Below are 25,763 nucleotides of genomic sequence, written 5' to 3' on the forward strand. Positions count from 1 at the left end.
ATTAAGGAAAAACTTACTACCTGCAAAAAACAGGGGGGTTCTCGACAGCCTGAAGGCCGCATGGACATTGCCATTGCCATGCGGCCTTCTTAACTAGTTCATCATGATTGAGATTTTTTATCGTTTGGATCGGGAAGACCCCGAGGGTTCCAATTCTCAGCCTGAGGCTCCACATCCTGGTGTTTCTTCACCTTGTCCCTTTGTTCCTGAGAGTCATTCTCCCAGACATCCAGACGTCAAGTCATTTGATTTTCATTGGGGTTGAAGTTAACATGGTAACTGAAAGTACACTACATAAAACATGATAAGTATAGATAAATGAGAGGAGAGATAGGCATTATGGCGAATCCATCACAGCGTACGCTGCTCTTTACAGGTGCGTATGCGGAAGACAACCAAAGCGGAGTATGCGTATATGAATTTAACGAGGATAGCGGCGAACTGAAGCTGCTTGATGAGGTATCCGGTATTAAGAATCCGACCTTTCTGAACGTGGACCCGGAAGGCAGACGTTTATATGCCATTGGCGAAATTTCAGAGGATGGCGGTAAGGCTGGCGAGATCATCAGCTTTGAGATTGACCCTATGGCCGGCAAACTGACCGAGCGGAACCGTGTTCGCAGTGTGAGCAGCTCGACTTGCCATATCCAGCGTGATGAAGCGAGCAAGTATCTGATTGTTTCGAGTTATCATGGAGGTTTGGTAGGCCTTCATCCGATTGGTAAGGATGGACAAGCCGGAGAACTGCTGGATGAGAAGAAACATGCGGATCTCGTGTCTGTTGTACGCGAAGATCAGCAATCCAGAGCGCATTCGGCGTTTTACAGTCCGGATGGTAAATACGTGTTCGTACAAGACTTGGGACTGGACAAAATTTTCGCTTACACAGTAAATGAGAATACACAAGAATTGAGCTTTCATGGCGAAACCCAGCTGGAAGCGGGTGTAGGCCCTCGTCATCTGGCGTTCCACCCAAGCGGTGCTTACGCATATGTCATCAACGAGTTGAATTCCAGTGTCACGGTGCTTCGCTACATCCCGAACGAAGGTCGTTTAGAAATACTGGAAACGATATCGACACTGCCTGCGGATTTTGACGGAGAGAGTTACTGCGCCGAGATTGCCGTGTCGGCGGATGGCAAAACGGTGTACGGGTCCAACCGCGGACATGACAGCATTGTCGTATTCTCCGTGCATGAAGATACCGGTCGCTTAAGCCCGGTTCAATATATTTCGACAGAAGGTGGTCATCCGCGTCATTTTACGCTGATGCCTGGGGGCAAGTTCTTGGTTGTCGCCAATAGAGACGGGAATAATCTGGTATTGTTTAATGTGAATCCGGAAGACGGCAAGCTTACCTTTACAGGATATATGGTCTCGCAATCCAGACCGGTATGTGTAAAACCGGCAGTGTTCCAGCTTTAGGCAGCCAAGATTCAGACACCAACTCGTTGGGTTATCTATAATCAGGAAACTTAAACGAGGAGGTTGTGGCAATGTCAACAAATCAACGTTTGGATGGTAAAGTAGCCATCGTTACCGGTGCTGGTTCCGGAATCGGCCAGGCCGCAGCCCTTCTTTTGGCGGAGCAAGGAGCGAAACTGCTGTTGATCGACATCGATCGTGAACGCGTGGAGAAGGTGAAGCAAACGATTGAGCAAGGCGGAGGCGAAGCGCTGACCGGCAACTGCGATATTTCCAAAGCGGAATCGCTGAAGGAATGCTTCAGCCAAGCTGCCGAGAAGTGGGGAAAGATGGACATCGTGTTTGCCAATGCCGGGATCAATGGGACCAAGGCTCCGATCGAGATCATGGAGCTTGATGAATGGGATGCTACGATCAATACCAATCTTAGAGGAACGTTTGCCACGGTAAAATATGCGATTCCCTATTTGAAGGAGCATGGAGGCAGCATCATCATTACCAGCTCCATTAACGGTAACCGGGTGTTTACCGGTTTTGGTTTTTCAGCATACAGCACCACGAAGGCCGGACAGGTTGCTTTCATGAAGATGGCGGCTCTGGAGCTCGCACGTTATAAAATCCGAGTGAACGCCATCTGCCCAGGCGCGATTGCAACTAACATCGATGAGAGCACGATCGCGAAGCCAGAGCTCGACGAGGTGACGATCCCGATTGAATATCCGGAAGGTGACCAGCCATTGGCGGATGGACCTGGGCAACCAGCACAGGTTGCTCAGCTTGTAGCATTTCTTGCATCCGATGACGCTTCCCATATTACCGGTACTGAAATCTATATAGACGGAGCGGAATCCCTCATTCATTGATCTTCCATGAAGACCGATTTGACAAAACCGGGCGTTTTCCTCATAATGAATGAACATATTGTCAAATGGAATAGTGGTGATAAAGATGGGGATGGGGATTGTTGTTGTGGAAATATGCGACAGCAACTTGATGAGTGCTTTGGAGCTTGAGCAACTTGAGGAATTGTATCCCGAAATCGCTGTCCTGCGGGCGGATTGCATGAATCTTTGCGGTCTGTGCAAGCTGCGGCCATATGCACTGGTGAATGGTAAACGTGTATTCGCGGCAACGACGGAAGAATGCGTCGAGAAGATCAAAGCTGCTATCGAAGCTGAACTGGCTGTTTTCCATGATATTTAATACGTCTGAATGCAGACGAGATCGTATAGTAAAAGGGCAAGGAGCGAGTGAATCGCACCTTGCCCTTTCTTTAGTTATAACATTTATGGCCGGGTTGGCTCAGGAAGCATTGTGGCTTGCAGCAACAATCTCTTCACACTCCGCAGAGCAGCAGCCATGATGAAGCTCCTCACACTCTTCGCAGCATACATGCTGCAGGTGGCAAGCGTCATTATCGCAGTTGATATACCGGTCTTCCGGCTTTCCGCAATGGTGGCATTTACCAACGATGACATCCTCGTCCGTTTGATTGATCGGCACGGCAATACGCTCATCAAATACATAACATTTCCCGTCGAACAGACGGCCTTGTACTTCAGGGTCTTTACCGTAGGTGACAATGCCGCCCTCAAGCTGGGCAACGTCCTTGAAGCCTTCCTTCAGCATGAAGCCGGTCAGCTTCTCGCAGCGGATGCCTCCTGTGCAGTATGTCAGGATGGTTTTATCCTTGTGCTCGCTCAGGTTCTCGCGAATCCAATCCGGAAACTCACGGAAGGATTGAACCTCTGGACGTATCGCATTGCGGAAATGGCCGATATCGTATTCGTAGTCATTCCGTCCGTCGATGACGATCACATCATCACGCTGCAAGTATTCATAGAATTCTTGAGGCGCTAAGCGGGTTCCGCTGATCTCATTAGGGTCGAGCTCATCCTCCACCCGGAAGGTAACGAGTTCTTCGCGGTGACGGACAAACATCTTCTTGAAGGCGTGCCCTTCGGAAGGGTCAATCTTAAACACCATGTCCGCAAAGAGCGGGTTGGCGTGCATATCCTGCATATATTGCTCAGTCTGTTCAATCGTACCGGATACCGTGCCATTGATGCCTTCTGAGGCAACCAGGATACGTCCTTTGAGTCCAAGATCTTTGCAGTATTGCAGATGCTCGTCTTTGAACGCTTCAGGGTCCGGGATTTGAACAAATTTATAATAGAGAAGGATCTGATAGTTCTGTTGCTCTGACATGATTTAATCACCTGTTCTTTTATATATTCAGCCATACGTGTACCTATAGAATTGTAGTGAATTCACTCCACATAGTCAACTTAAATGTATAGAAAGTTTGCCATAATATGTGAATTTGAGGGGTTTCACGATTGCAGGAAAGCGGTTATGATGAAGGGGTGAGCTTGAGAACACTTTCAATTATTGGAGGCGTTGAACAGCATGGTACATATCGAGCAAAATGCACTCGTATTGTTTCAAGGCGACAGTATTACCGATTGCGGGCGAAATTACGAGGAGTCGGACAGTTTGGGGCATGGATATGCGCTGATGGCCGCTGCCCGGCTTGGTATGGAGCTGCCTTTGAAAAGGTTGCGTTTTGTAAACCGCGGAATCAGCGGTAACCGGGTTGTCGATCTGCGGGGGCGCTGGGAGGAAGATTGCATTGACCTGGATCCGACATGGGTATCCATTCTGGTCGGTATTAATGAGACCGGCAGGAAGTATAACCGTGGTGAAGCAACGTCCGTGGAAGCCTACTATGAAGGGTATCGTGAGCTGCTTATCCAAACCCGCGAGTTAACCGGCGCGAATTTTATTCTCATGGAGCCGTTCTTGCTGCCTGTTACGGAAGCGAAGAAGGAATGGCGGGAGGATCTGGATCCCAAAATTCAGGCCGTTCGCGAATTATCGCGAGAATTTGAGACGTTGTACGTTCCGCTCGACGGCATTTTTGCTGCAGCCAGCTCCAAGATAGAGATGAGTTATTGGGCATCTGACGGTGTTCATCCTTCCCCGGCAGGTCATGCGCTCATGGCAGAAGCGTGGTTAGCGACGATGCAGGGCCGGTCCATTTTGTAGACGCTCCGGATTATATAAATAATATTTCGTTTAGTTGACATCCCCGGAAGCGTGTAACGTCCGGGGATGTTCTTTATGTAAACCATTACACGCTTTATAAAATCTTGATTGACGAAAACAATTGGGTACATATAAAATGTTCATAATAGACCGTTGTTCAATAGGAACGACTTATTTTTTGACTTTAATGCTTTCGTCTATGAAAGCGGGGAAGCGTTGTCGCTTTATGCAGAAAATTATTGAAGCGGTTAACAAATGAGAGGGGAATCATGATGAAGAGAAAAATGTGGTTATCACTTACACTCTCCGCACTGCTGGTTACAGCGGTAGGATGCGGGGACAAGCCGGAAGGCGGCGGTACGACTCAAACGGGAAGCGGCGGAGAAGCGGAGAAGAAATCCTATAGCATCGCTATTTCGCAGATCGTAGAGCATCCATCCTTGGATGCAACGCGGGAAGGCATTCTGGCAGCACTGAAGGACGCTGGAATTTCCGAGGAAGACAATACGCTGAAAATCGATTACAACAATGCGCAAGGCGATCAAGCGAACAACCTGTCGATCGGCCAGAAGCTGAAGGATACGAAGTCGGATCTGGTGGTCGCTATCGCAACCCCGTCCGCGCAGGCAGTGGCTGAGAACGTGAAGGAAAAGCCGGTACTGTTCGCAGCGGTGACGGATCCGGTTGACGCGAAGCTGGTGAACGACTTGCAGAAGCCGGGTGGCAACGTCACCGGGGCATCGGATACCAACCCGGAGGCAGCTAAACAGCTGATGGATTTCATCAGTACCAACTTCCCGGACGTGAAGAAGATCGGCCTTGTCATTAATGAAGGGGAAGCCAATGCAGTGGTTATGGCAAAGACGGCTGAAGAGGCGCTCGCCGAGCATGGCATCGAGCTGGTTAAGGCGGCTGTAACGAACACATCGGAAGTGAAACAGGCTGCGGAATCGTTAGTTGGCAAGGTAGATGCTTACTATATCACGTTGGATAACGTTGTGGTCAGCGGCGTTGACGCGATTATCCAAACGGCACAAAAGAATAAAATTCCGTTCTTCTCCAGTGACCGCGATACGGTGGAGAAGGGGGCTTTTGCAACCGTCGGATTTAAGTATTACGACCACGGCTATCAGGTTGGACAGATGGCTGTAGAAATCCTGAAAAACGGCAAAAATCCGGCGGACATGGAAGTGACGAAGCCGGATAAGCTGGATCTGATCTTGAACACGAAGGTTGCGGCTGACTATGGTATTGAAGTGACCGACGCCATGAAACAGGAAGTCAAAGACCCGGATAACAACATCATCGAGTAACTGTAAGGCGCGGAGATAACAGCCCGCGCCTTACTTCTTAATCCTTAAGGAGGTCAATGGCATGCTGGATTTCGTGATGAGGCTGGATGGTCCGATTGAATTGGGGCTGCTGTATGCGCTGATGGCACTCGGGGTATATATCACGTTCCGAATTTTGGATTTTCCGGATTTAACAGTGGATGGAAGTTTTACGACAGGCGCAGCGATTGCAGCGATTCTGATTACCAACGGTGTGAATCCATGGCTTGCTACGCTGGCTGCGTTTGCCGGAGGTATGTTAGCCGGTATCTGTACAGGCCTGCTGCATACCAAGGGTAAGATCAACGGTTTGCTTTCAGGCATTATTATGATGATTGCCCTGTATTCGATCAATATGAGGATTATGGGTAAGCCTAATATTTCGTTGAGCCAGGAAGCGAATATCTTCGGATCGATCGATCCGATTTATATTATGTTAGTGATTGTGATCATCGGCAAGCTGCTGCTCGATGCATTCTTCCGCACGGATCTTGGTCTAGCGCTGCGCGCGACAGGGGATAACAAGCGGATGATCCGCAGCTTTGGTGCGAACACGGACACCACAACCATTCTGGGGCTCAGCATTTCAAACGGTCTGGTGGCCTTATCCGGCGCAGTGGTTGCCCAGCAATCCAGTTTTGCCGACATTAGCTCCGGTATCGGTATGATTGTGATCGGTCTGGCATCCGTTATTATCGGCGAAGCCGTTCTTGGAACCGGCTCGGTATTCCGGACGACGCTGGCTGTCGTCTGCGGATCGATCATCTATCGGATTGTCGTTGCCGCTGCCTATGAGATTCCATGGCTTGAAGCTTCAGATTTAAAATTGATCACCGCGATCATCGTCATTATCGCTCTCGTGGTTCCGACCATCAACCGGGCGATGAAGCAGCGTTCACAGGCACGGAGGCGCTCAACCGAACTGTTAGCTACGCAAGGGAAGACAAAAGGAGGTGCGCTCTGATGCTGGAAATGAACCATGTGTCCAAGCTGTTTAATCCGGGAACGGTGGATGAGAAGATTGCCTTGATGGATGTCAATCTTCACTTGAATCCGGGGGATTTCGTAACGGTTATCGGAAGTAATGGTGCAGGCAAATCCACGCTTATGAATATCATTTCCGGGGTAATGAGACCGGATGCAGGCGAAGTGCGCATTGACGGCACTTCGATCGGCCATCTGCCGGAATTTCGTCGCAGTCGCTGGATCGGCCGGGTATTCCAGGATCCGATGGCGGGCACTGCGCCGCATATGACCATTGAAGAGAATCTCGCGATGGCATATCGTAGGGGCCAGTCCCGCAGGCTCAGCATAGGCGTTACAGCCTCCAAGCGGGCGGGCTTCCGCAAGCACTTAGAGCGGCTTGGCATTGGACTCGAGGATCGGCTCCGAGCCAAAGTCGGGATGCTGTCGGGAGGGGAGCGTCAAGCACTAAGCTTGCTGATGGCGACCTTTACGCAGCCGCAAATCCTGCTGCTGGATGAGCATACGGCAGCGCTCGATCCGGCGCGTGCGGAGCTGATCACCCGAATAACCGATGACATCGTGCGCGACATGAAGCTTACCACGCTCATGGTCACGCATAACATGGAGCAAGCCATCCGTCTTGGCAATCGCCTCATTATGATGGATAAGGGACGCATCATTCTGGATGTAGACCAAGAGCGCAAGAAATCCCTGACGGTGGCGCAGCTGCTCGGGGAATTTGAGCAGATTAGCGGCCATAAGTTGTCGGACGATCGTTTGGTCCTTGGGTAAGCATCTTGCGTTGAGACGGGAAACATGATAATGAATATAACGCTAAGCCTTCAATCTTGACAGGCTTAGCGTTTTTCTATACGCTAATTTCTTCCTGGCCAGTTAACTACTGAGGTCGCTTAATGATAGGACTGTTTTCAATTCCATCGCTTTTTGCATGGATTCCTGATAACGTGTTAATGTTGGGTGAGCCACATCTTTAATCCGGAAAAAGATCAAGAGTGTGCTTTAAAAATGCCTGACGACCGCTAGTCTTAAACTAGCGGACATTTGAATGTAGGAGGCTTATTCTTCCATGGTCGTTCGTAAAGAAGATCTACAGATGAAAATATTGTTAGTGGAAGATGATAAAACGATTGCGTCCGGGCTGGAGTATTCGCTGCAGCAAGATCGCTTTTCTACCGTTCTATGCCATGATGTCGTTTCTGCAAAAAAAGTGCTCGCTGAAGATATAGATCAATTCGCTTTATGCTTATTTGATTTATCGCTCCCGGATGGAAGCGGTTATGAATTATGCAAAATGGTGAAAGAGCAACGAGATATTCCGGTCATTTTCTTAACGGCGATCGACGATGAGGTCAATGTCGTGATGGGGCTTGACATGGGAGCGGATGATTATATTACAAAACCATTTCGTATTCGCGAGCTTCTCTCGCGGATCAAGTCCGTCTTGCGGAGATACCATAAGTCGTCTCAGACCCAAGGGATCATTAACATTGACCAGGTTCGCATGAATACGCTGGAAGGAAAAGTGTATAAAAACGGCGCCGAAATTTCATTGACCGCTCTGGAGTATCGCTTATTGTTGATTTTTGGTAACCATATTGGACAAGTTCTGTCAAGAAATCAGCTTTTGGAGCAGATTTGGGACGTGGCAGGCGACTTCGTGAACGACAATACGCTAACGGTATACATCAAAAGACTAAGGGAAAAGCTGGAGGATGATCCGCAGCATCCCACGATGATCAAAACGGTACGCGGTTTAGGATATAAGGTCGGTGATTAGATGCTGCGAAATCGAGAGATTCAGATATTATTGTTGATCATGGGCTCCATCAGTTTAGTGGGGGGCGTTGCCGCTGCTTTCATTTCGTCTGTAGCTGCGGCGCTCGTTTTCATCATGTCTATATTACTTATTGGAAGCAGTCTGTTATTCACGAAATGGAGATACCGCGAACTTGAACAGCTGTCCGTCTATTTGCGTGAAATAAGCAGAGGCAATTATTCACTTGACGCTCGTGATAATCAAGAAGGCGAGCTTAGCATTTTAAAAAATGATATTTATAAAGTGACACTCATGCTATCGGAGCAGCGATCGCTTCTTCAGCGAGACAAAACGGGGCTGACGGATGCCATTTCCGATATCTCGCATCAGCTTAAAACGCCGCTTACCTCCATGACGGTGATGGCAGATTTGCTAAGCAAACCCGACCTGCCTCCAGCGAAAAGAACGGAGTTCACCCGCAATATCCGTATTCAGCTTGAACGAATCGATTGGCTTGTTTCTTCTTTGTTAAAGCTATCGAGAATCGAGGAAAAGACAATCCAGTTCAAAAGAGATCAAGTATTCGTTCATAAGCTTATACAAAAGGCATTAGAACCGGTGTTGATTCCGATGGAAATCAAGGACCAAACGGTTTCCATCAAGGGCGATGACAGCGTCTCTTTTGTCGGTGATTTCAAATGGACGGCCGAAGCGATTATCAATATTTTGAAAAATGGCGTTGAGCACACGCATGAAGGCGGACTCATAGCCATTTCTTTTTCCGAAAATGCGCTATTTACGGAAATTGTCATAGCTGATAACGGAAAAGGAATTCCAAAAGAAGATTTACCTTATATTTTCAAACGTTTTTATAAAGGGAAAAATGCGAGCGAGGGGAGCATCGGCATTGGTCTTGCGATGGCTCAGAGCATCATTGCCAGCCAGAACGGCGTGATCGATGTGACGAGTGACAGCGAGAAGGGTACGCAGTTTCGGATTAAATTTTATAAGCACGTGATTTAGCGGCACTCCGTAAGTGACTGAATTGTCACCTCCATCGTCACTGAAAAGTCATTTTATACAGATACAATGATATTCAACAGATGAACGATGGAGGTACGACCATGCATTTGAAACAACAACGTAAAATTATTTTTGCTATCACGATATTCTACACCCTGTTTATTCTTTATTTTTTGTTTTTCGCTTTCGGCAGAGTAGGTAAGGTAGATCAAATCTCCGAGTACACCTTTATGTTTTTACCTGACAGTTTTTTCAGGGTGCCAAGTCTATCAGATCTTCTACATCCTACGCTGATTGATTTTGTGGGTTTCGGGAACATCGCCGCTTTCATTCCTTTTGGCATATTGATTCCGTTGTTATATCAGACTAGCTTTGTTCGCTTCATGACATTGTTCATCCTATCCATCCTTCTGCTGGAGACGATTCAGGCACTAACTTTCCTCGGCAGCTTCGACATGAACGACGTCATACAGAACTCAACGGGCGCAGCCATCGGATTCGGGGCGTACAAACTTGGCTTTCGTACAAAAAACGACTGGAGAAATATTGCTGCTACGGGTATTTCCAGCGTTGTTTTGATGCTCGGGGTGTGGGGGATCTTCGGGATGGTTGACCAAGCGTTCACCAAAGAGATGGGCCCCTTTGTGGCGATAAACGAATGGAAGGATAGTAACGGCAATCCATCAACGGGAACGAAACCGAACCGTCTTAAGATAGGCGGTCAAGACGTGGAACCCCAATATAATGTGTACAGCATTGAAGGCAAAAACAAGGAAACGTACAGGTACACGTTAGGCAATAAGAAGGAGGTGTACCTCTTTTTGAATTATGGAATTCCCGATCAGGAGGATTCCCGAGGCAGCATTAGGGTTACCGCCCATGGACATGAGTTCCTGACTGTATCTGTAGAAGCCGGACGCCATGAGCCGGATATGAGCTCCATTTATCTCTCTCAGGCCAATGAGCTTACGATAACCATTGAGGGAAATGTAACCCTGTGGGATGTTGGATATAAAGAGATGGTATAAAGCTGGAGTTGAGCATGAAGGGAGGGAGATATGACAATGGAAATTTTAAAGATAGATCATCTGTCTAAAATATACGGTAAAGGCGAATCGGCGGTAAAGGCGCTTGACGATGTTTCCTTTTCGGTTCGAAAAGGTGAATTTGTCGCCATCATTGGCCCGTCCGGATCGGGGAAATCGACGCTGCTGCATATGCTGGGCGGTGTGGATCGGCCGACGAGCGGCAAAGTCCTCGTAGAGGATACGGACATGTATAACTTGGACGAAACGCAACTGGCCATCTTCAGGCGCAGACAAATCGGACTGATCTACCAGTTTTTCAATCTGATTCCCGTCCTGACGGTGGAAGAGAATATTACGCTCCCGCTCTTGCTTGATAACCAAAAGGTAGATAAGAAGCAGTTGGATGGTCTCGTGAAGACTTTGAATCTGCAACATCGCTTAAACCATCTGCCCAATCAATTATCAGGCGGACAGCAGCAAAGGGTGTCGATCGGCAGAGCGCTCATTAGTAACCCTGCCATTATGCTGGCGGACGAGCCGACCGGGAATCTGGACAGCAAGAATAGCAGCGAAATCATCGATTTATTACAAATGTTGAATAAAACTTATCACCAGACATTGATCGTGATCACGCATGACGAACGAATCGCTTTGCAAGCTGACAGGGTCATTTCGATTGAGGACGGAAGGATTGCCAAAGACGAGGTGATTCGCCCTTGAATATTGTCAATAAACTCACCGTCAGATATTTGCGGCAAAACAAGAGACGAACGCTTGTAACCATCATAGGTGTCATCATGTCAGTTGCCATGGTGACGGCTGTTGCAACGCTTGGTTTTTCTTACGTGGATTTAATGAAAAGGCAAACCATCGCGGATGAAGGGGAATGGCATGTCCTATATCATGATGTAAACAAGGAACAGCTTGCAGCGATAAAAAACGATGACGCAACCAAGACCCTTGCGATCACAAACGATCTGGGTTATGCCCCATTAGAAGGGGGACAAAATCCCAATAAACCCTATTTGTTCCTCAAGGCGTATGATGCACAGGGTTTAGCGCAATTTCCGATTGAATTGAGCAAGGGGCGTCTGCCGGAAACCGACAAGGAAGTTGTGATTTCTGAAGCCGCTGCGACAAACGCCAAGGCGAAATATGAAATCGGGGATCGTCTCACTCTCCGCGTCGGCGAACGATTCGAGGAAGGGAATGATCAACCGCTGGGTCAAACCGAATCGCTGCGTATGGTAGATAACGAAAAGAACGAAACGCTGCAACATATTACGACAAGGGATTACACGATCGTAGGCTTCATCAAGCCTCCCGTATGGGAACCGGCGTGGGCCCCGGGGTATACGACCATTAGCTATGTCGATGAAAACATCATCGGGGCAAACGATCGAGTCCATGCAGCGGTAGTTTTGCAAAAAGTCAATCAGTCCTTGTTCGCACATGCAGAAAACCTGGCAGAGAACAACCAGATCGAAACGGTCCAATATCATCACGATTTGCTTCATTATTATGGCGTCTCCAAAAGCGAAGCCTCGTACAGCACGATGTTCTCCTTATCGGTGATCCTGATGGCGGTCATTATGATCGGATCGGTTTCGCTCATCTATAATGCTTTTGCGATTTCCGTCTCGGAACGTTCTCGCCATTTAGGGATGCTTGCAAGCGTGGGGGCTACGAAAAGGCAGAAGAGAAATTCGGTGTTTTTTGAGGGTGTCATCATTGGCTTTATCAGCATTCCCGTTGGGATCTTATGCGGTCTTGCCGGGATCGGCATTACCTTTCAGTTCATTAACGTTATCATTCAAGGGGCTTTAGGAATTACTGAAAGGCTAACGGTAATCGTCACGCCGTTATCGATTTTGATTGCCTGCACTGTTTCGATGTTGACGATCTTTATTTCGACGTATCTCCCGGCCGTCAAAGCATCCCGGATTTCCGCCATGGTTGCGATTCGCCAAACAACCGATGTGAAGCTTTCGGGCAAAAGCGTGGAAACGCCGAAATGGATTCGAAAGCTCTTCGGAATCGAAGCGGAGATCGGATTGAAAAACTTGAAAAGGAACAAGCGGAGATACCATGCTACCGTATTTTCGCTCGTGATCAGCATCGTTCTGTTTTTAACGGTATCATTTTTTACCGGTAATCTGAAACAATCCTTGGCCATGTCGCAGGAAGGTGTCAACTATGATATTGAACTATCATACGGCAATGGAGCAAGAATAGACGATCGATTGGTTCAATCCATTGCATCTCTTTCGGATGTGTCGGAATACAGCGTGATTCATGAGTTGTACAGGAACGCTTGGATCGAGGAAGCGTCCATCGCCGATGAATTGCAGGAGGCGGTCAAGAAGGATAAGAGTATCCTGAAGGACGGAAAATATCCTTATGATATTAAAATCGCTGCATTAAACGATTCGAACCTGCGGGCTTATGCCAAAGCAGTCGGAGCAGATTACGAGTTACTGACGGATCCGGAACATCTCTCCGCCATCGTGATCGATACCATCGATTATAAAGATATGGATACGGGAAAATATGTCCATACGAAGGCTATTCATGCGAATGTTGGGCAAAGTCTCGATTTGACAACGATCGATGAGAAAACGGAAAAAGTGACGGATGTAAGTGAAGTGTACATTGCGGCGTTGACGGATCGATCTCCGATGGGGATGAACTTAGTCGGAACAGGCGGGTTAAATATCGTCATCTCGGAACGAGTCCTAAATCAACTGGCAGACGATAAGAGCGGGGAGTTCGTTCAAACCTTTCTCTATCTGAAAAGTGTGGACCCGCTGAAAACGCAGCAGGAAATCGAAGAAATGAAAGAGCCTAATCTGTATGTGTACAATGTGTACCAATCCAGAAAACAGGAAGAACAGATGATACTATTGATGTCCGTCTTTTCTTATGGCTTTATCGTATTAATTTCAGTGATTTCGATTGCGAATATTTTTAATACGATCTCAACGAGCATCGCTCTTCGAAAGCGGGAATTTGCGATGCTGAAATCCGTTGGAATGACGCCAAAAGGCTTTGCGAAAATGATGAACTACGAAAGTGTTTTTTATGGGGCCAAATCGCTGCTGTTCGGGCTTCCTATCAGCTTCGTCGTGATGTATTTGATCTATATGGCCTTTGCGAACAAATTTAGCTACGGATTCGTCCTCCCCTGGATGAGTATTCTGTCTGTCATTGCCGCCGTATTTGTCATTGTCGGTTCTGCCATGCTATATTCCAGCGCGAAAGTAAAAAAGGAAGACATTATCGACGCGTTAAAGCAGGAGAGTATATAAAAGTAACCGGCTCTGACTTGAAGCTGCAAGGAAAGACAGTGTCAACTATCATTATAATAAAGTCATAAGGGGGGCCTCGTCTTGGGGATCGATGCAATGTATACGAATCTACGTTTTTTAATGCTGCCGGTCATCGTAATTATCGGGATCGAATTCGTTCTAATCATGTTATATTATTATCTTTATTATAGAAAACAACAATCAGAGGGAAAGCCACGGATTCAAATGAACAAGCTTTTTCTTGGCGCCTTGTTCATCGGATATGTTGTATTTGTACTTGAGCTAACTATGTTGGGCCGCGGCAATTCTCATTTCTTGCAGATGAATCTCCATCCATTCAGCGATTATGTTGAAGCATGGAACAAATATTCCTTACGTGATCTTCAGAACGGTATATTTAATATCATCATGTTTATCCCGATGGGAATATTGCTGCCTTTCATCAGCCGAAAATTTAAAGCATTCAAGTGGCTTCTTCTTGTCGTTGTAAGTTCTACGCTCTTTATTGAAACCTATCAGACGCTTTCAGGCGCAGGACTGTTTGAGCTTGCTGATATCATAAACAACACGCTTGGTGGTATTTTTGGATACCAGTTATACAGACTGTCTGCTTCCATTGTTTATAACAAAAGAGTAAGAATGAAAAGCCTGCTGGGAAACCTGGCGATCCCTTTATTGATGGGTTTGTTATTTGTCGGCATGAATATCGTCTACTTCCAGCAGGAGTTCGGAAACCTGGCCATAAACTCGTTTACCAAATGGAATATGAAAGATGTTCATGTAACAACATCCCTTCAGTTAAGCTCGGCACCTGCAGTCGCCCCCGTCTACAAGAAAATCACTCAGCCGGATGGAGTAGAAGCCCTGCTGCAGCAGAAGTTAGGATTATCTGAATTGAAGGTTAAGGATTGGGATGGCGATCGAGAGGTTCTATTGGAAGATAAATCAGGAACACCATATACATTCTATCAATCCGAAGAGGGAAACTGGTCGTTAACCGAGAACAATGATACACCGGAGCGAACTTCATTCAATGACCAAGAACTGCTATCACAGAAGGCCAAAACCATAATGGCCGATCTTGGCCTACTCCCTCAAGACGCTGATTTTACAGCATTGGAGAACGGGGAATTTCAATGGTCCCTCCCGGATAAAGCGGGTCTACACGAGAGTTATTGGACTGGCGAACTGTTACTCGGTCTTAAACAAGATGGCAGTATCTATTCGATAAATAATGGGCTCCAAGAGAATCAATTTATGAAGGAAGTGGATATACTGTCTCCTGCAGAGGTGTATGATCGTATCAAAAATGGTGAATTTCCACAAATCAAAAGAAATGCAATATTAACGGATGATCAACTCGTTATTAAAAAGGGTGACCAACTGGATATAACAGGAATTGAGCTATCGTTCATATATGACACGAAAAACTTCTATCAGCCTGTATACACAGTATACGGTGTATTTAATGGGGATTCGAATTGGTTCACATTAATTCAGGCAAGAAGGAGCTAGGAGAGGATATAGTAAGTAAGGGCCCTGACTTGGTTGAAGTCAGGGCCCTTATTGTTGTCCAACAAAGCGCTTCCGAAAATTTCGGAGCGCTTTTTCTCATCGTGGTGATCAAACTGACGATATATAAATCATAAAGAAAAGTGTTGAATTTGGCATTTTTAAATTGTATTGGTTATTTTTTGTAAAAAAATGACGTAAATAAGTATTGACCGCTGGAATATTAATCAATATGATTAATGTATAGAGAAATATACTAATATTTGGGTTCTGATCCTAAAGGGTGGTGTTAGCTTGGAAATGACAGCCACGATTCGCGAACAAATGGAAGAGTTTCTACATAAGAACGAAATGACGATTAATCGGTTTGCTGAGATATCGGGGGTCAATAGCGGCACACTCAGCAACATCCTGAATGGCAACCGCCCGATTTCCATGCAGCAATTGGACCGGATTACGTTAGGTATGGGTCTGGAAGAGGGTTACTTTTACGAGCTGTATATCGATGAATGCATATTTCATGCTACGCCGGATTGGCGTCGGCTGGGTCCGTTTCTTCACCGATGCGCGGAGCTGGGGAAGCTGAATTGTCTGGACAAGGCTGTCCGGATGACGATGGATAATATCTCTTATTCACCCTTACTCTTTGAAACGGCAGAGTTTTTTTTCAAAGAGGGAAAGCATGAAGCGGCAGTTCTGCTCTACAAAAGCGTGGCTGAGAGTGAACGATTTCAGCATTCGGAAAGGTTGGCTCTGTGTCAGTACCGGTTGTTTGTTTTAGAACTAACGGATGATCAGGATGCAAATTTGCAGGCAGCCGTTTATTTTGAGCCATACGTGGATCGGTTGGATGAGATGTACCAGTTGGATGCGCTTAAAGAATTAGTAAATTTAAATCTATCTTTGCATCGTTGGGATAAGGTTGATGCAATAGCTTTAAAAATGGGTACTAAAGCGACAATTCAATACCAACATATTGGTAAAATTTTCAAAAAGCAAGAAGGACGAAATAAACCACTTATATTTTATATTCTATATTCGCATTTAATTCGAGCAACTGTTTGTTATGAGTGTGGTGATTATGAAAAGGCATTAGAATTTGTAACCTTATATGAAGATCCTACCTGGATTGATGATCCTGATTATGAGGAAATCAGAGTCATTGAGCAGTTTAAAGAGTGGGCTGAGGCAAACAAATATCTATACAAGTTAATGGCAGGAGATGATGATTTACTAGTTGATTATGTAGATTTTATTACTGATAGAGAAGATGAGATATTTTTAGGGCTTTGTAGCATCATGATTGCAGCTAATCGATATCAGTTAGATGTGGACTATATTCTGGATAAGTTTAAAAAATATATTGTTCATAAGGAACAACGAAATCATATTGGAAAGATAATTCAGCAGGTTACAGCAGATCGATATACAAGATTACTCGCTGAACTTGGTATTTATTATCTGAACACTAATCGCTATGAGAGTGGACTTGAGTTTATTTTAGATAGTTTAGAAAACTCGATTAAGATAAATAGTGATAAGGGGATGCTTAGATGTATGGGGGTTTTCGAACAATTTCGTCCTTATTCCACAAACGATCTTCAACTAAAGTATAAATATTTAGTGAAAGATGTACAGATATTAAATAATAAAAAAATAGGAACATCTATTGGTTACCGATGATATTGTATCGCTATGATACTTTGTTCATGGAAAGTTTTCTTTTTTTGGTAATGTCAAGTAGACTCAATTTATGATACAGTAAGGGGGAATATGGGAATATCACCATGTTCCATCAATGAAGAACAACTATCAAGAAAATATTAGTTAGAGAGGTGCAAAAAATAATATGAAAAAGAAACTTGCGTATCTATTTACAATTTGTAGTCTTGTTTTGCTGTTCGAAGTTTCATCAGTAATTATAAATGCTGATCCTAATACTACCCCCGAGGCATCAGTTCATAGTCATGGGTCAGGAACACCTATGAATTCTTACTCTCATGGTGCGGGAACGAGCTAATACATATTATTAATAGATTTAGTCAAAAGATGGTTCCAGACATAATGGAGCCATCTTTATTTGATTAATTAAATTATTGACCTTCCGAATGTAAAATAATAGCATGTAATTAAATATTTATAGTACTAATATTTGTTTTTCCATCTGGGGGTGTTGTTACTTGGAGACGACAGCCACGATTCGCGGAGAGATAGTTAAATATTTGCAGAATCATTGTATGACGATTAACCAATTTGCAAAGATATCGGGTGTCAATAGCGGAACACTTAGTAATATCATAAATGGTAATCGTCCCATGTCTATGCACCAGCTAGACCGGATTACTGAAGGTATGGGGCTGGAAGAGGGGCAATTCTATGAACTTTACATAACGGAAAGCATTTTTCATACGACTCCGGATTGGCGAAGGCTTGGACCTTTTCTTGAGCGATGTGCAGAGCTGGATAAATTGGACTGTTTGCATAGAGCTGCACGAATGACGATGGAGAACATCAATTACGCGCCGATGCTTTTTGAAATGGCGGAGGAATTCTTCAACAGGGAAAAGTATAAAGCGGCGGCATTATTGTATGAATGCGTGGCTGAAAGTGAAAAGTTCCAGCATTCAGAAAGGCTTGCATTATGCCAATATCGGCTCTTTGTAATGGAGTTAAGTGACAATATGGAAGCTAATCTAAAGCTGGCAGTATCTTTTGAGCATTATATTGATAGATTAGAGGATGAATATCAATTAGACGCTTACAGAAAGCTTATTAATGTGAATATTTCTTTTCAGCGGTGGGACACAGTGAAAGTTTTGGCAAAAAAAATGGGTCATAAAGCAAGACTTCAATATAAGAGTAACTGTGAAACCTCGATTATGAGTGATGGACAGGAAAAGCATGTAATTTTTTACATACTATATTCATTTCTAGTTCAAGCGAGTGTCCTTAGTGAGGCGGGGAACTTTGAGGAAGCATTAAGTTATTTGTCTATGTATGAAAACCCGGATTGGATAAAGGCACCTTCCGATCAGGAAAAAATAATTATCAATCAGTTTAAAGAATGGGCAAGAGCGAATCGATACTTATACAGGCTAATGACTGGACACTCTGACGTTCTTTCTGAATATGTAAACTATGTTGAATCCAGACCAGATGAGATTTTTACTGCCTTGTGTAATATTGTTGTAGCAGCAAATCGACATCGCTTCAACATAGATCATATTCTGGAGCAATTTCAGGAGTATCAGACTTATAAACCACAAAGAAACCAACTTGGCAAGATAAGTGAGCAAGTGACGATGAACCAATACGCTCGCCTCCTTACTGAGCTAGGTATATACTATTTGAACACCAAAAAATTTAATCGTGGTCTAACTTTTATTGTGGATAGTTTGGAGTATTCAATAAGAATCAAAAGCGACAGAGGGATGCTGCGGTGCATGGGGATCTTTGAGCAGTTTCGTCAGTATTCTTCCAAAGAAATACAGAAACGGTACAATGATTTGATTAACGATGTTCAAAAATTATCTGTATACGCTTGGAGCCCTCAAGTGTAAAGGGAAATGCTATTTAATAGATTTTTCTGGGGGGTTGTTACTTGGAGACGACAGCCACGATTCGCGGTGAAATAGCTAGATATTTGCAAGAACATGGTTTGACAATAAATCAGTTTGCGAAAATATCAAATATAAACAGTGGATCTTTAAGCGGCATACTTAATGGAAACCGCCCAATGTCCATGAGTCAACTGGATAAGATCACCTCCTGTATTGGATTTAAGGAAGGTCACTTTTACGATAAATATATTTTTGAATGTATATTTCATGCTACCCCTGACTGGAGGCGGCTAGGCACTTTTCTTGAACGATGTGCAGAGTTAGATAAACTGGATTATTTACAATTAGCTGCCCAAATGGCAATGGAAAACATTACTTACGCACCGATGTTATTTGAATTAGCAGAATCATTTTATAACGAAAAAAAATACAACGCAGCGGCAGCTTTGTATGAATGTATTGCTGAATGTGAAAAGTTCCAACACTCTGAAAGGCTCGCCCTTTGTCACTACCGTCTTTTTTTACAAAGATTAAGTGAGAATCAAGAATCTAATTGGCAGGCCGTTGTGTTATTTGAGCCGTACATTGAACGGTTGGATGAAGAGTATCAACTTGCAGCATATGTAGAGTTAATAAATGTCAGCGGTTCATTGGGTCAGTGGGATAAAGTGGATTATTTAGCTGTAAAAATGGGATCTAAAGCCATGACTAGATATCAGAATCAAAAAATTGAGTACTCAGGTAATCATCCATTAGTTTTTTATATCTTGTATTCATACTTAGCTCGAGAAAATAGTTATAGTGAACGTGGAGATTATGAACAAGCTTTGTCCTATACGGGCTTTTACGAAAGTCCTGATTGGATTATTGACCCTACCGAAGATGAATGTAGAGTCATAAAGCAGTTTAGTGAATGGGCTGAAGCCAACCGATACTTGCATTCCATACTGGCGGGAGACTATAACGTTTTGCTTGATTATGTGAAATACATCGAATCAAGAGAAGATGAAATTTTTGTGGCACTGTGTCATATTGTGCTCGCAGCAAATCGACATCGGCTCAATGTGGATTATATACTTGAACGTTTTAAAATATATCTCACCTACAAACCTCAGAAAAACCAAATCAGCAACATTAATGTGCACGTCACATTAAACCAATACACCCGCCTCCTCGCCGAACTAGGGATATACTATTTGAATGCTAAACAGTATGATTGGGGGTTATCCTACATCTTGGACAGCCTCGAGTACTCGATCAGAATCAAAAGTGATAACGGGATGCTGCGGTGCATGGGAATCTTCGAGCAGTTCCGTCAGTACGCATCCGAGGAAATACAGAAACGGTATAATGAATTCATTCGTGATGTCCAAAAATTATCCGTGTATGCTTGGAGCCCGCTTGTGTAGGGCTCTATCTGTGCGTCTACAGGCTAATGTACAACGCTGAATAGGCGACACAATAGCCCTAAAAGCTGCCATGATAGCCTCCCGAGGCTATGGCCTAATGCCCGGGTTTGTGATAAACTCGGATAAGTTTATTTTTACATATCGCATGAAAGTAAGGAGTCCATGTCATGACATCAAGAACATTAATAGATCAAAACACAAATTCCGCAGGGCGCACATGGATGATTTTTGCAGGTATCATCCTTATTGCTATTAACTTGAGAGCGGCGATTACTTCGGTGGGTCCGCTGATCGGGATCATTCGAGAGGATATAGGAATTTCGAGTACATTGGCGGGCATGCTGACGACGCTGCCGCTGTTGGCTTTTGCTCTATTATCGCCGATGGCACCGGCCATGGCCAAAAAATGGGGACTGGAGAATACCCTTTTGCTGAGTATGGTGGTGCTGACATTCGGAATCGGCATACGCTCGATATCATCACCGTATACACTGTTAATAGGTACCGCATTTCTTGGAATGGCCATAGCCGTAGGGAACGTGCTGCTTCCAAGTCTGGTCAAGCGGGATTTCCCGCGGCATATCGGATTGATGACGGGCACGTACTCTGCCTCGATGAACCTGCTCGCCGCGATCGCATCCGGGATTAGCATTCCGCTGGCTACCCAAGCAGGGCTTGGTTGGCAAGGGTCCCTGCTCATTTGGGGTTCATTGTCCGTCTTAGCTCTGATCGTGTGGATCATCCAGCGTCGCAGTTCCGGAAAAACAGCTGAGGTCAGTTCGACTTCTACCAAACAACAGAGTGTGCTGAGGTCACCGCTTGCTTGGTACATTACTTTATTTATGGGACTTCAATCGTTTACGTTCTACGTGAACGTCTCATGGCTGCCCGAGATTCTGAGAAGCCAAGGCATGGATTATAGTGAGGCGGGATGGATGCTCTCGATTCTCCAATTTGTCAGCTTGCCGTTTTCTTTCATTATTCCTGTTCTGGCTGGCCGGAATCCCAATCAGCGTTTGCTGGTGACGATCTCTGCATTATCCATGCTGACCGGATATGCAGGCTTATTTTCCGGCATGTCTTCATTGAATCTGCTATGGGTGATGCTGGTAGGTATTTCAGGCGGGGCCAATTTCAGTTTATCCCTGATGTTCTTCACCCTGCGTACCAAAACGGCTCAAGAAGCTGCCGCGTTATCTGGAATGGCTCAGTCACTGGGTTATTTATTGGCTGCCGTCGGTCCGATGCTGATCGGGTTCCTGCATGATGCGACAGGAGGGTGGAAGGTGCCCCTGGCGATGCTGTCCGCCGTTGTTGTGGTGTTGTTTATCTTCGGTTTTGGTGCAGCGAAACCAGGTTATCTCTCCGTACCGAAAGATGCGAAGCCGGAGGCTTACCGATAGAGGTCATCATGACAACGATGAATACCTGTGAGTAAATAGGGCTTGCTGAAAGCGGAAGCGCGGAATCCACCACTGCTGTCGTTCAGGAAGCTCTTCAATTCCTGGGAGGTTGGGGATTCCTTCCAACGTCCCCCATCTGTAATAAAAGCTTCTGCAATCATGGTATTTTTTTTGCCATGCGCCGTTTGTTTTCTATAATGGTTCTGTACATTGTGTTATCGGAGAGTTGAGTAAACAACCTATGGCCGGGATATGGATTAGCTTCAAGGATCCAAATGTAGCCATTCTTGTCTATGGCAAGATCAACCCCAAATTCACGAGTCGATTTCCATTTATTAACCGTCTCGGCAATGGTAATGGATAGTTGTTTTATTTTACGAGAACAGGCGTCCACTTTGGTTTGGTTATTCTGAAAGAGCTTTAAGAGAACCTCTTGCAATGGTTCTGCATGCCCTCCTTGATGATAGTTGGTCACAAATTTATGAGGAGCAGCTACACGGGCGACCATACCCGAAATGATCCATTTGTCCTCTGGCTTCTGCAGGTATACACGGATATCAAAGATTTCCCCATGGTACTCCGCCATTCGCAGGCCTTTCTGCACCAAATACCGACGCTTTGAATTCCGATATGAATCAATTGCTTTTAAGACAGAGTGAACTCCAACAATCTTCAGACTTGGGCCGCAGCGAACTTCATATCCCCTACTCAATTCATTGACACGGATGATTCCGTTGCCGCCACTTCCGAGATTGGGTTTTATGAAGACGGATGAATATGTTTTCAGCATCCGTAAGATCCTTGAACCTGTCATCCATCGAGTTTCAGGCAAATGTGGACGCAAGATATGATTCTGTAACATTCCCCAATGATCCTTCATTTTTCCAATTGTCATTGAAATCCACCCCTCTTGTTGAATCCCAGGTATAAAGAGCATATTCATCAACCATCCCTGCTGTATAGACTGGTCTCCAATAACTAACAAAAATCAGAATGAGTGATATCAGAGGCCACAACACGGTGCTCTCAATAATGGATCAAACAGCAAGAAGGCATCTCGCAAGATCTAAGATCTTTTGAGACACCCTCCAAGCCGAATCCATTTCATTGGCAGCAGTGCCGGGTGTAAAGCTCGATCTTTCCACCTCAGCTAGAGCAGGAGATGATTAAGTTTATCACTCAACATAAGGACCACGGCAAATACTTTGTTGCGGGTCCGGAGTCCATGGTCGAGTATATATCCACTTTTCTGCAAAACCCAAACATTACGAAACAAAATATCAAAAAGGATGCTTTTTTTGGATTGTAACGAAGCTTCGAACAAAAATGAGCCAAAGCTCGGTTGATGACCGAACTTTGGCTCATTCGTTAATTTCGAACGAGACATTCTTCAGATCGTAGCATTCAAGATCCTCTATAGATTTTACATAGCGTTTACATAAATGGGTAGATTGATAATGAGTATTTGTTATAATCTGAAATTTGATGATGTTCTTTATACCTTGGGATGCACGAATTAACCGTTTCATTTCATTAATCAAGCATATGGGGAGCGATGGATTTTGAATCCGGAGACAGAGAAAGAACAAGTACAAGCTCAAGTCGGCAATAGGCAGCCCTCTGGCAGGTGGCGTGCCCTCGGCGAAACCTGGTGGACCGCTCTACAGTTGGGACTCACTTCATTTGGCGGACCGATCGCACATCTTGGATACTTCCACCAGACTTATGTGCGGCGCAAACAATGGCTTGACGAAAAAAGCTATGCGGATCTGGTGGCCCTCGCCCAATTTCTTCCCGGACCGGCTAGCAGCCAAGTAGGTATTGGTGTTGGGATGATGCGAGCGGGATTATGGGGCGGTATCGTCGCCTGGCTCGGCTTCACGTTACCATCCGTGCTCATGCTCATGATCTTCGCCTATTTAATGCAAACTTTCGATCCCGGCTCGGCAGGCTGGATTCAAGGGCTGAAAATTGTCGCAGTGGCCATCGTGGCGCAAGCGGTTCTGGGTATGGCAGGAAAACTGGCCTCGGGTCCCGTACGGGCGGCCATAGCCTTAATAGCCATGGCAGTTGTTCTGCTGTGGCAGAGTCCCATTTCTCAAGTGACGGTCATCGCTCTGGCCGGCATTTCGGGACTGTGGTTGTTTAGGCGTCAAGTGAACGAAGAAACTGCACCCGAGATCAAGATGCCGATTGGACGGAAAGCCGGACTCTTTTGCTTGGGCATGTTTGTTGTGTTATTAGTGGGTCTGCCGCTCCTGAAAGGGCTGACCGATAATGGTTGGGTAGCCATTGTGGATAGCTTCTACCGAGCTGGGTCGCTTGTATTCGGCGGAGGCCACGTCGTTCTCCCGTTGTTGGAGAGTGAGACGGTGTTGAACGGATGGATGTCCAAAGAGGATTTCCTGACGGGTTACGGAGCAACACAGGCTGTACCCGGTCCGTTGTTTACTTTTGCCGCGTACCTCGGGGTCTTGATCCAGGGGATTCCTGGAGGTGTCGTTGCTACACTCGCTATCTTTTTGCCTGGATTTCTGCTCATCGTAGGGGCAATGCCGTTCTGGAACAGCATCCGTAGAAACCCTAAACTGCAAGGCATGCTGACAGGCATGAATGCGGCAGTGGTCGGGATTCTGCTGGCCGCTTTGTATCATCCGATATGGACATCCTCCATTCATAGTCCGCTTGAATTTGTGATCGGAGCGGGTCTGTTCGGAATGCTGATGTTCTGGAAGAGTCCTCCGTGGCTGGTTGTGATTACCGGTGCATTAGCCGGACAGCTGTTTCTGTGATTCATTGCTTTGGACCTCGGGGCTTTGTGCCGGGGTCTATTTGATTTTTCAGGAGTAAATCACGGCGGATTGGTTAAATATTTAGGGTGTACCTCTCTTCTTGAAGTAGATCTTGATGCAATGAGTTCCTGCTCTTAATTCGATATAGAAATGAGTGGATAAACCTACATGTTGGATACCGAAGTGAAAGATTGTATTATCATTGGCGGCGGAATTGCAGGTCTGCAGGCGGCTATACAGTTGGGGCGGTATTCTGCCTACGATGTCCTGGTGATAGACCGTGGAACGGGGCGGTCCGCCATATGCAAGAGCTACCGCAATATCCTCGGATGGCCGGATGGGGTCGCTGGTGAAGAGCTCAGACGGCGGGGACGCCAGCAGGCGGAATCTGTTGGCGTAACGTTTGCTGCCGATGATATTCGGAAAGCGGGGCGAGATGAAGCGGAGTATTTTGTGTTAACCGGTAAAGATGGAGTTCAGTACAGGGCCAAAACCCTGCTGCTCGCAACAGGCGTGATGGACCGTTTTCCCAAGCTGCCAGGCCTGATGCCCACGCTGGGCACATCCGTCTTTGTATGCCCTGATTGCGATGGTTATGAAATTCAAGATCGAAGGACCGTCGTGATGGGATCGGGGGATCCTGGTGCCAGTATGGCCGTACTGCTATCGGAGCGGACCAAGGATATTCTCTACATCAATCATGAGGGGGAGCCAGCTTCTTCCGAGCATATGTCCCAATTGGCGGAGCTCGGGATTCCGTATATAGAGAAAAAGGTGTCGGAAATTCGTGAGGAGGGTGGCATCCTATCGGCCGTCGTGCTGGAGGATGGGAGCATCGTTCCCGCGGAGCGGGGCTTCATTTCTTTTGGCGGGAATATGATCTATTCCGAATTGGCTGAGCAGCTGGGTGCAGAGCTGGAGCACAACCGTCATGTCAAGACCGATCCAAGGTCCAAAATGACGAGTGTCGAGTTGCTCTGGGCCGCCGGTGACCTGGGCGTCCATTCTGAATTAACCACCGTGGCGATGGGGGAAGGCGCGACGGCTGCGATCTGGATCAACAAGACACTAAAGAAGATGACTAGCGGGGCTGTTACTTGATGTTATAGAAATAGACCCGAATAATTAGAAAACCACGATACGATTCCGTCGATAAACATTCTAAAAAACCCGCCTGATCA

At 45.8% G+C, this 25,763-nt stretch carries 22 protein-coding genes; 19 read left to right on the plus strand and 3 right to left on the minus strand.

The window, feature by feature from the left end; genetic code table 11:
* Positions 1-339: 339 nt before the first annotated feature.
* From J7E85_RS00310 to J7E85_RS00320, 3 genes are all read left to right on the plus strand, one after another.
* Positions 340-1,425, plus strand: coding sequence for a lactonase family protein (locus tag J7E85_RS00310; protein ID WP_215153880.1), 1,086 nt, complete (start codon positions 340-342; stop codon positions 1,423-1,425).
* 71 nt (positions 1,426-1,496) lie between these two features.
* Positions 1,497-2,288: an SDR family oxidoreductase gene (locus J7E85_RS00315; protein ID WP_215153882.1), complete on the plus strand. Its 792-nt coding sequence runs from the start codon at positions 1,497-1,499 to the stop codon at positions 2,286-2,288.
* Positions 2,289-2,379: 91 nt separating this feature from the next.
* Complete coding sequence (locus J7E85_RS00320) at positions 2,380-2,628, plus strand: YuzB family protein (protein ID WP_215154576.1); 249 nt, start codon at positions 2,380-2,382, stop codon at positions 2,626-2,628.
* Positions 2,629-2,727: 99 nt separating this feature from the next.
* Here the strand turns inward: J7E85_RS00320 and trhO are convergent, their stop codons facing one another.
* Entirely contained in the window at positions 2,728-3,633 is a 906-nt protein-coding gene (trhO, locus tag J7E85_RS00325) for an oxygen-dependent tRNA uridine(34) hydroxylase TrhO (protein WP_215153884.1), read from the minus strand.
* A gap of 201 nt (positions 3,634-3,834) precedes the next feature.
* Between trhO and J7E85_RS00330 the strand changes: the two genes are divergently transcribed.
* From J7E85_RS00330 to J7E85_RS00395, 14 genes are all read left to right on the plus strand, one after another.
* Positions 3,835-4,473 carry an SGNH/GDSL hydrolase family protein gene (locus tag J7E85_RS00330; protein WP_076322084.1) on the plus strand — a complete coding sequence of 213 codons (639 nt, stop codon included), beginning with the start codon at positions 3,835-3,837 and terminating at the stop codon, positions 4,471-4,473.
* Positions 4,474-4,745: 272 nt separating this feature from the next.
* On the plus strand, positions 4,746-5,786 hold the full coding sequence (locus J7E85_RS00335) for an ABC transporter substrate-binding protein (RefSeq protein ID WP_215154578.1): 1,041 nt from the start codon (positions 4,746-4,748) through the stop codon (positions 5,784-5,786).
* A 61-nt stretch (positions 5,787-5,847) separates the two neighbouring features.
* Complete coding sequence (locus J7E85_RS00340; RefSeq protein WP_096774428.1) at positions 5,848-6,768, plus strand: ABC transporter permease; 921 nt, start codon at positions 5,848-5,850, stop codon at positions 6,766-6,768.
* Positions 6,768-7,562: an ABC transporter ATP-binding protein gene (locus tag J7E85_RS00345; RefSeq protein ID WP_076322082.1), complete on the plus strand. Its 795-nt coding sequence runs from the start codon at positions 6,768-6,770 to the stop codon at positions 7,560-7,562. Before J7E85_RS00340 ends, J7E85_RS00345 begins: the two co-directional genes overlap by 1 nt.
* A gap of 322 nt (positions 7,563-7,884) precedes the next feature.
* Complete coding sequence (locus J7E85_RS00350; RefSeq protein ID WP_215154580.1) at positions 7,885-8,568, plus strand: response regulator transcription factor; 684 nt, start codon at positions 7,885-7,887, stop codon at positions 8,566-8,568.
* A 114-nt stretch (positions 8,569-8,682) separates the two neighbouring features.
* Positions 8,683-9,570, plus strand: a complete 888-nt coding sequence (locus J7E85_RS00355; protein ID WP_251035347.1) for a sensor histidine kinase — start codon at positions 8,683-8,685, stop codon at positions 9,568-9,570.
* A gap of 101 nt (positions 9,571-9,671) precedes the next feature.
* Positions 9,672-10,598: a VanZ family protein gene (locus J7E85_RS00360; protein ID WP_215153889.1), complete on the plus strand. Its 927-nt coding sequence runs from the start codon at positions 9,672-9,674 to the stop codon at positions 10,596-10,598.
* 36 nt (positions 10,599-10,634) lie between these two features.
* Positions 10,635-11,318, plus strand: a complete 684-nt coding sequence (locus J7E85_RS00365; RefSeq protein WP_076322079.1) for an ABC transporter ATP-binding protein — start codon at positions 10,635-10,637, stop codon at positions 11,316-11,318.
* On the plus strand, positions 11,315-13,906 hold the full coding sequence (locus J7E85_RS00370) for an ABC transporter permease (protein WP_215153891.1): 2,592 nt from the start codon (positions 11,315-11,317) through the stop codon (positions 13,904-13,906). The genes J7E85_RS00365 and J7E85_RS00370 overlap by 4 nt, the downstream gene beginning before the upstream one ends.
* Positions 13,907-14,131: 225 nt before the next feature.
* Positions 14,132-15,421, plus strand: a complete 1,290-nt coding sequence (locus J7E85_RS00375) for a VanZ family protein (RefSeq protein WP_251035348.1) — start codon at positions 14,132-14,134, stop codon at positions 15,419-15,421.
* A gap of 291 nt (positions 15,422-15,712) precedes the next feature.
* Complete coding sequence (locus J7E85_RS00380; RefSeq protein WP_215153894.1) at positions 15,713-17,101, plus strand: helix-turn-helix transcriptional regulator; 1,389 nt, start codon at positions 15,713-15,715, stop codon at positions 17,099-17,101.
* Between the two features lie 497 nt (positions 17,102-17,598).
* On the plus strand, positions 17,599-18,978 hold the full coding sequence (locus tag J7E85_RS00385; protein ID WP_215153895.1) for a helix-turn-helix domain-containing protein: 1,380 nt from the start codon (positions 17,599-17,601) through the stop codon (positions 18,976-18,978).
* Between the two features lie 41 nt (positions 18,979-19,019).
* The gene (locus J7E85_RS00390) at positions 19,020-20,387 is read left to right on the plus strand and encodes a helix-turn-helix domain-containing protein (RefSeq protein WP_215153896.1); all 1,368 of its coding nucleotides are present in this window, start codon (positions 19,020-19,022) and stop codon (positions 20,385-20,387) included.
* Between the two features lie 167 nt (positions 20,388-20,554).
* Positions 20,555-21,790 carry a CynX/NimT family MFS transporter gene (locus J7E85_RS00395; RefSeq protein ID WP_215153899.1) on the plus strand — a complete coding sequence of 412 codons (1,236 nt, stop codon included), beginning with the start codon at positions 20,555-20,557 and terminating at the stop codon, positions 21,788-21,790.
* Here J7E85_RS00395 and J7E85_RS00400 read toward each other — a convergent pair.
* Both J7E85_RS00400 and J7E85_RS00405 read right to left on the minus strand, forming a co-directional pair.
* Entirely contained in the window at positions 21,781-21,951 is a 171-nt protein-coding gene (locus tag J7E85_RS00400) for a hypothetical protein (RefSeq protein ID WP_215153902.1), read from the minus strand. The two genes, J7E85_RS00395 and J7E85_RS00400, sit on opposite strands and share 10 nt — an antisense overlap.
* The gene (locus J7E85_RS00405; protein WP_215153903.1) at positions 21,948-22,685 is read right to left on the minus strand and encodes a YheC/YheD family protein; all 738 of its coding nucleotides are present in this window, start codon (positions 22,683-22,685) and stop codon (positions 21,948-21,950) included. The genes J7E85_RS00400 and J7E85_RS00405 overlap by 4 nt, the downstream gene beginning before the upstream one ends.
* A 667-nt stretch (positions 22,686-23,352) precedes the next feature.
* Between J7E85_RS00405 and J7E85_RS00410 the strand changes: the two genes are divergently transcribed.
* Together J7E85_RS00410 and J7E85_RS00415 are read left to right on the plus strand one after the other, a co-directional pair.
* Positions 23,353-24,582 carry a chromate transporter gene (locus J7E85_RS00410; protein ID WP_215153904.1) on the plus strand — a complete coding sequence of 410 codons (1,230 nt, stop codon included), beginning with the start codon at positions 23,353-23,355 and terminating at the stop codon, positions 24,580-24,582.
* A 168-nt stretch (positions 24,583-24,750) separates the two neighbouring features.
* On the plus strand, positions 24,751-25,683 hold the full coding sequence (locus J7E85_RS00415; RefSeq protein ID WP_215153905.1) for an NAD(P)/FAD-dependent oxidoreductase: 933 nt from the start codon (positions 24,751-24,753) through the stop codon (positions 25,681-25,683).
* The last annotated feature ends 80 nt before the right edge of the window (positions 25,684-25,763 follow it).

Source organism: Paenibacillus sp. ISL-20 (assembly GCF_018613005.1).
Classification (GTDB): domain Bacteria; phylum Bacillota; class Bacilli; order Paenibacillales; family Paenibacillaceae; genus Paenibacillus_AQ.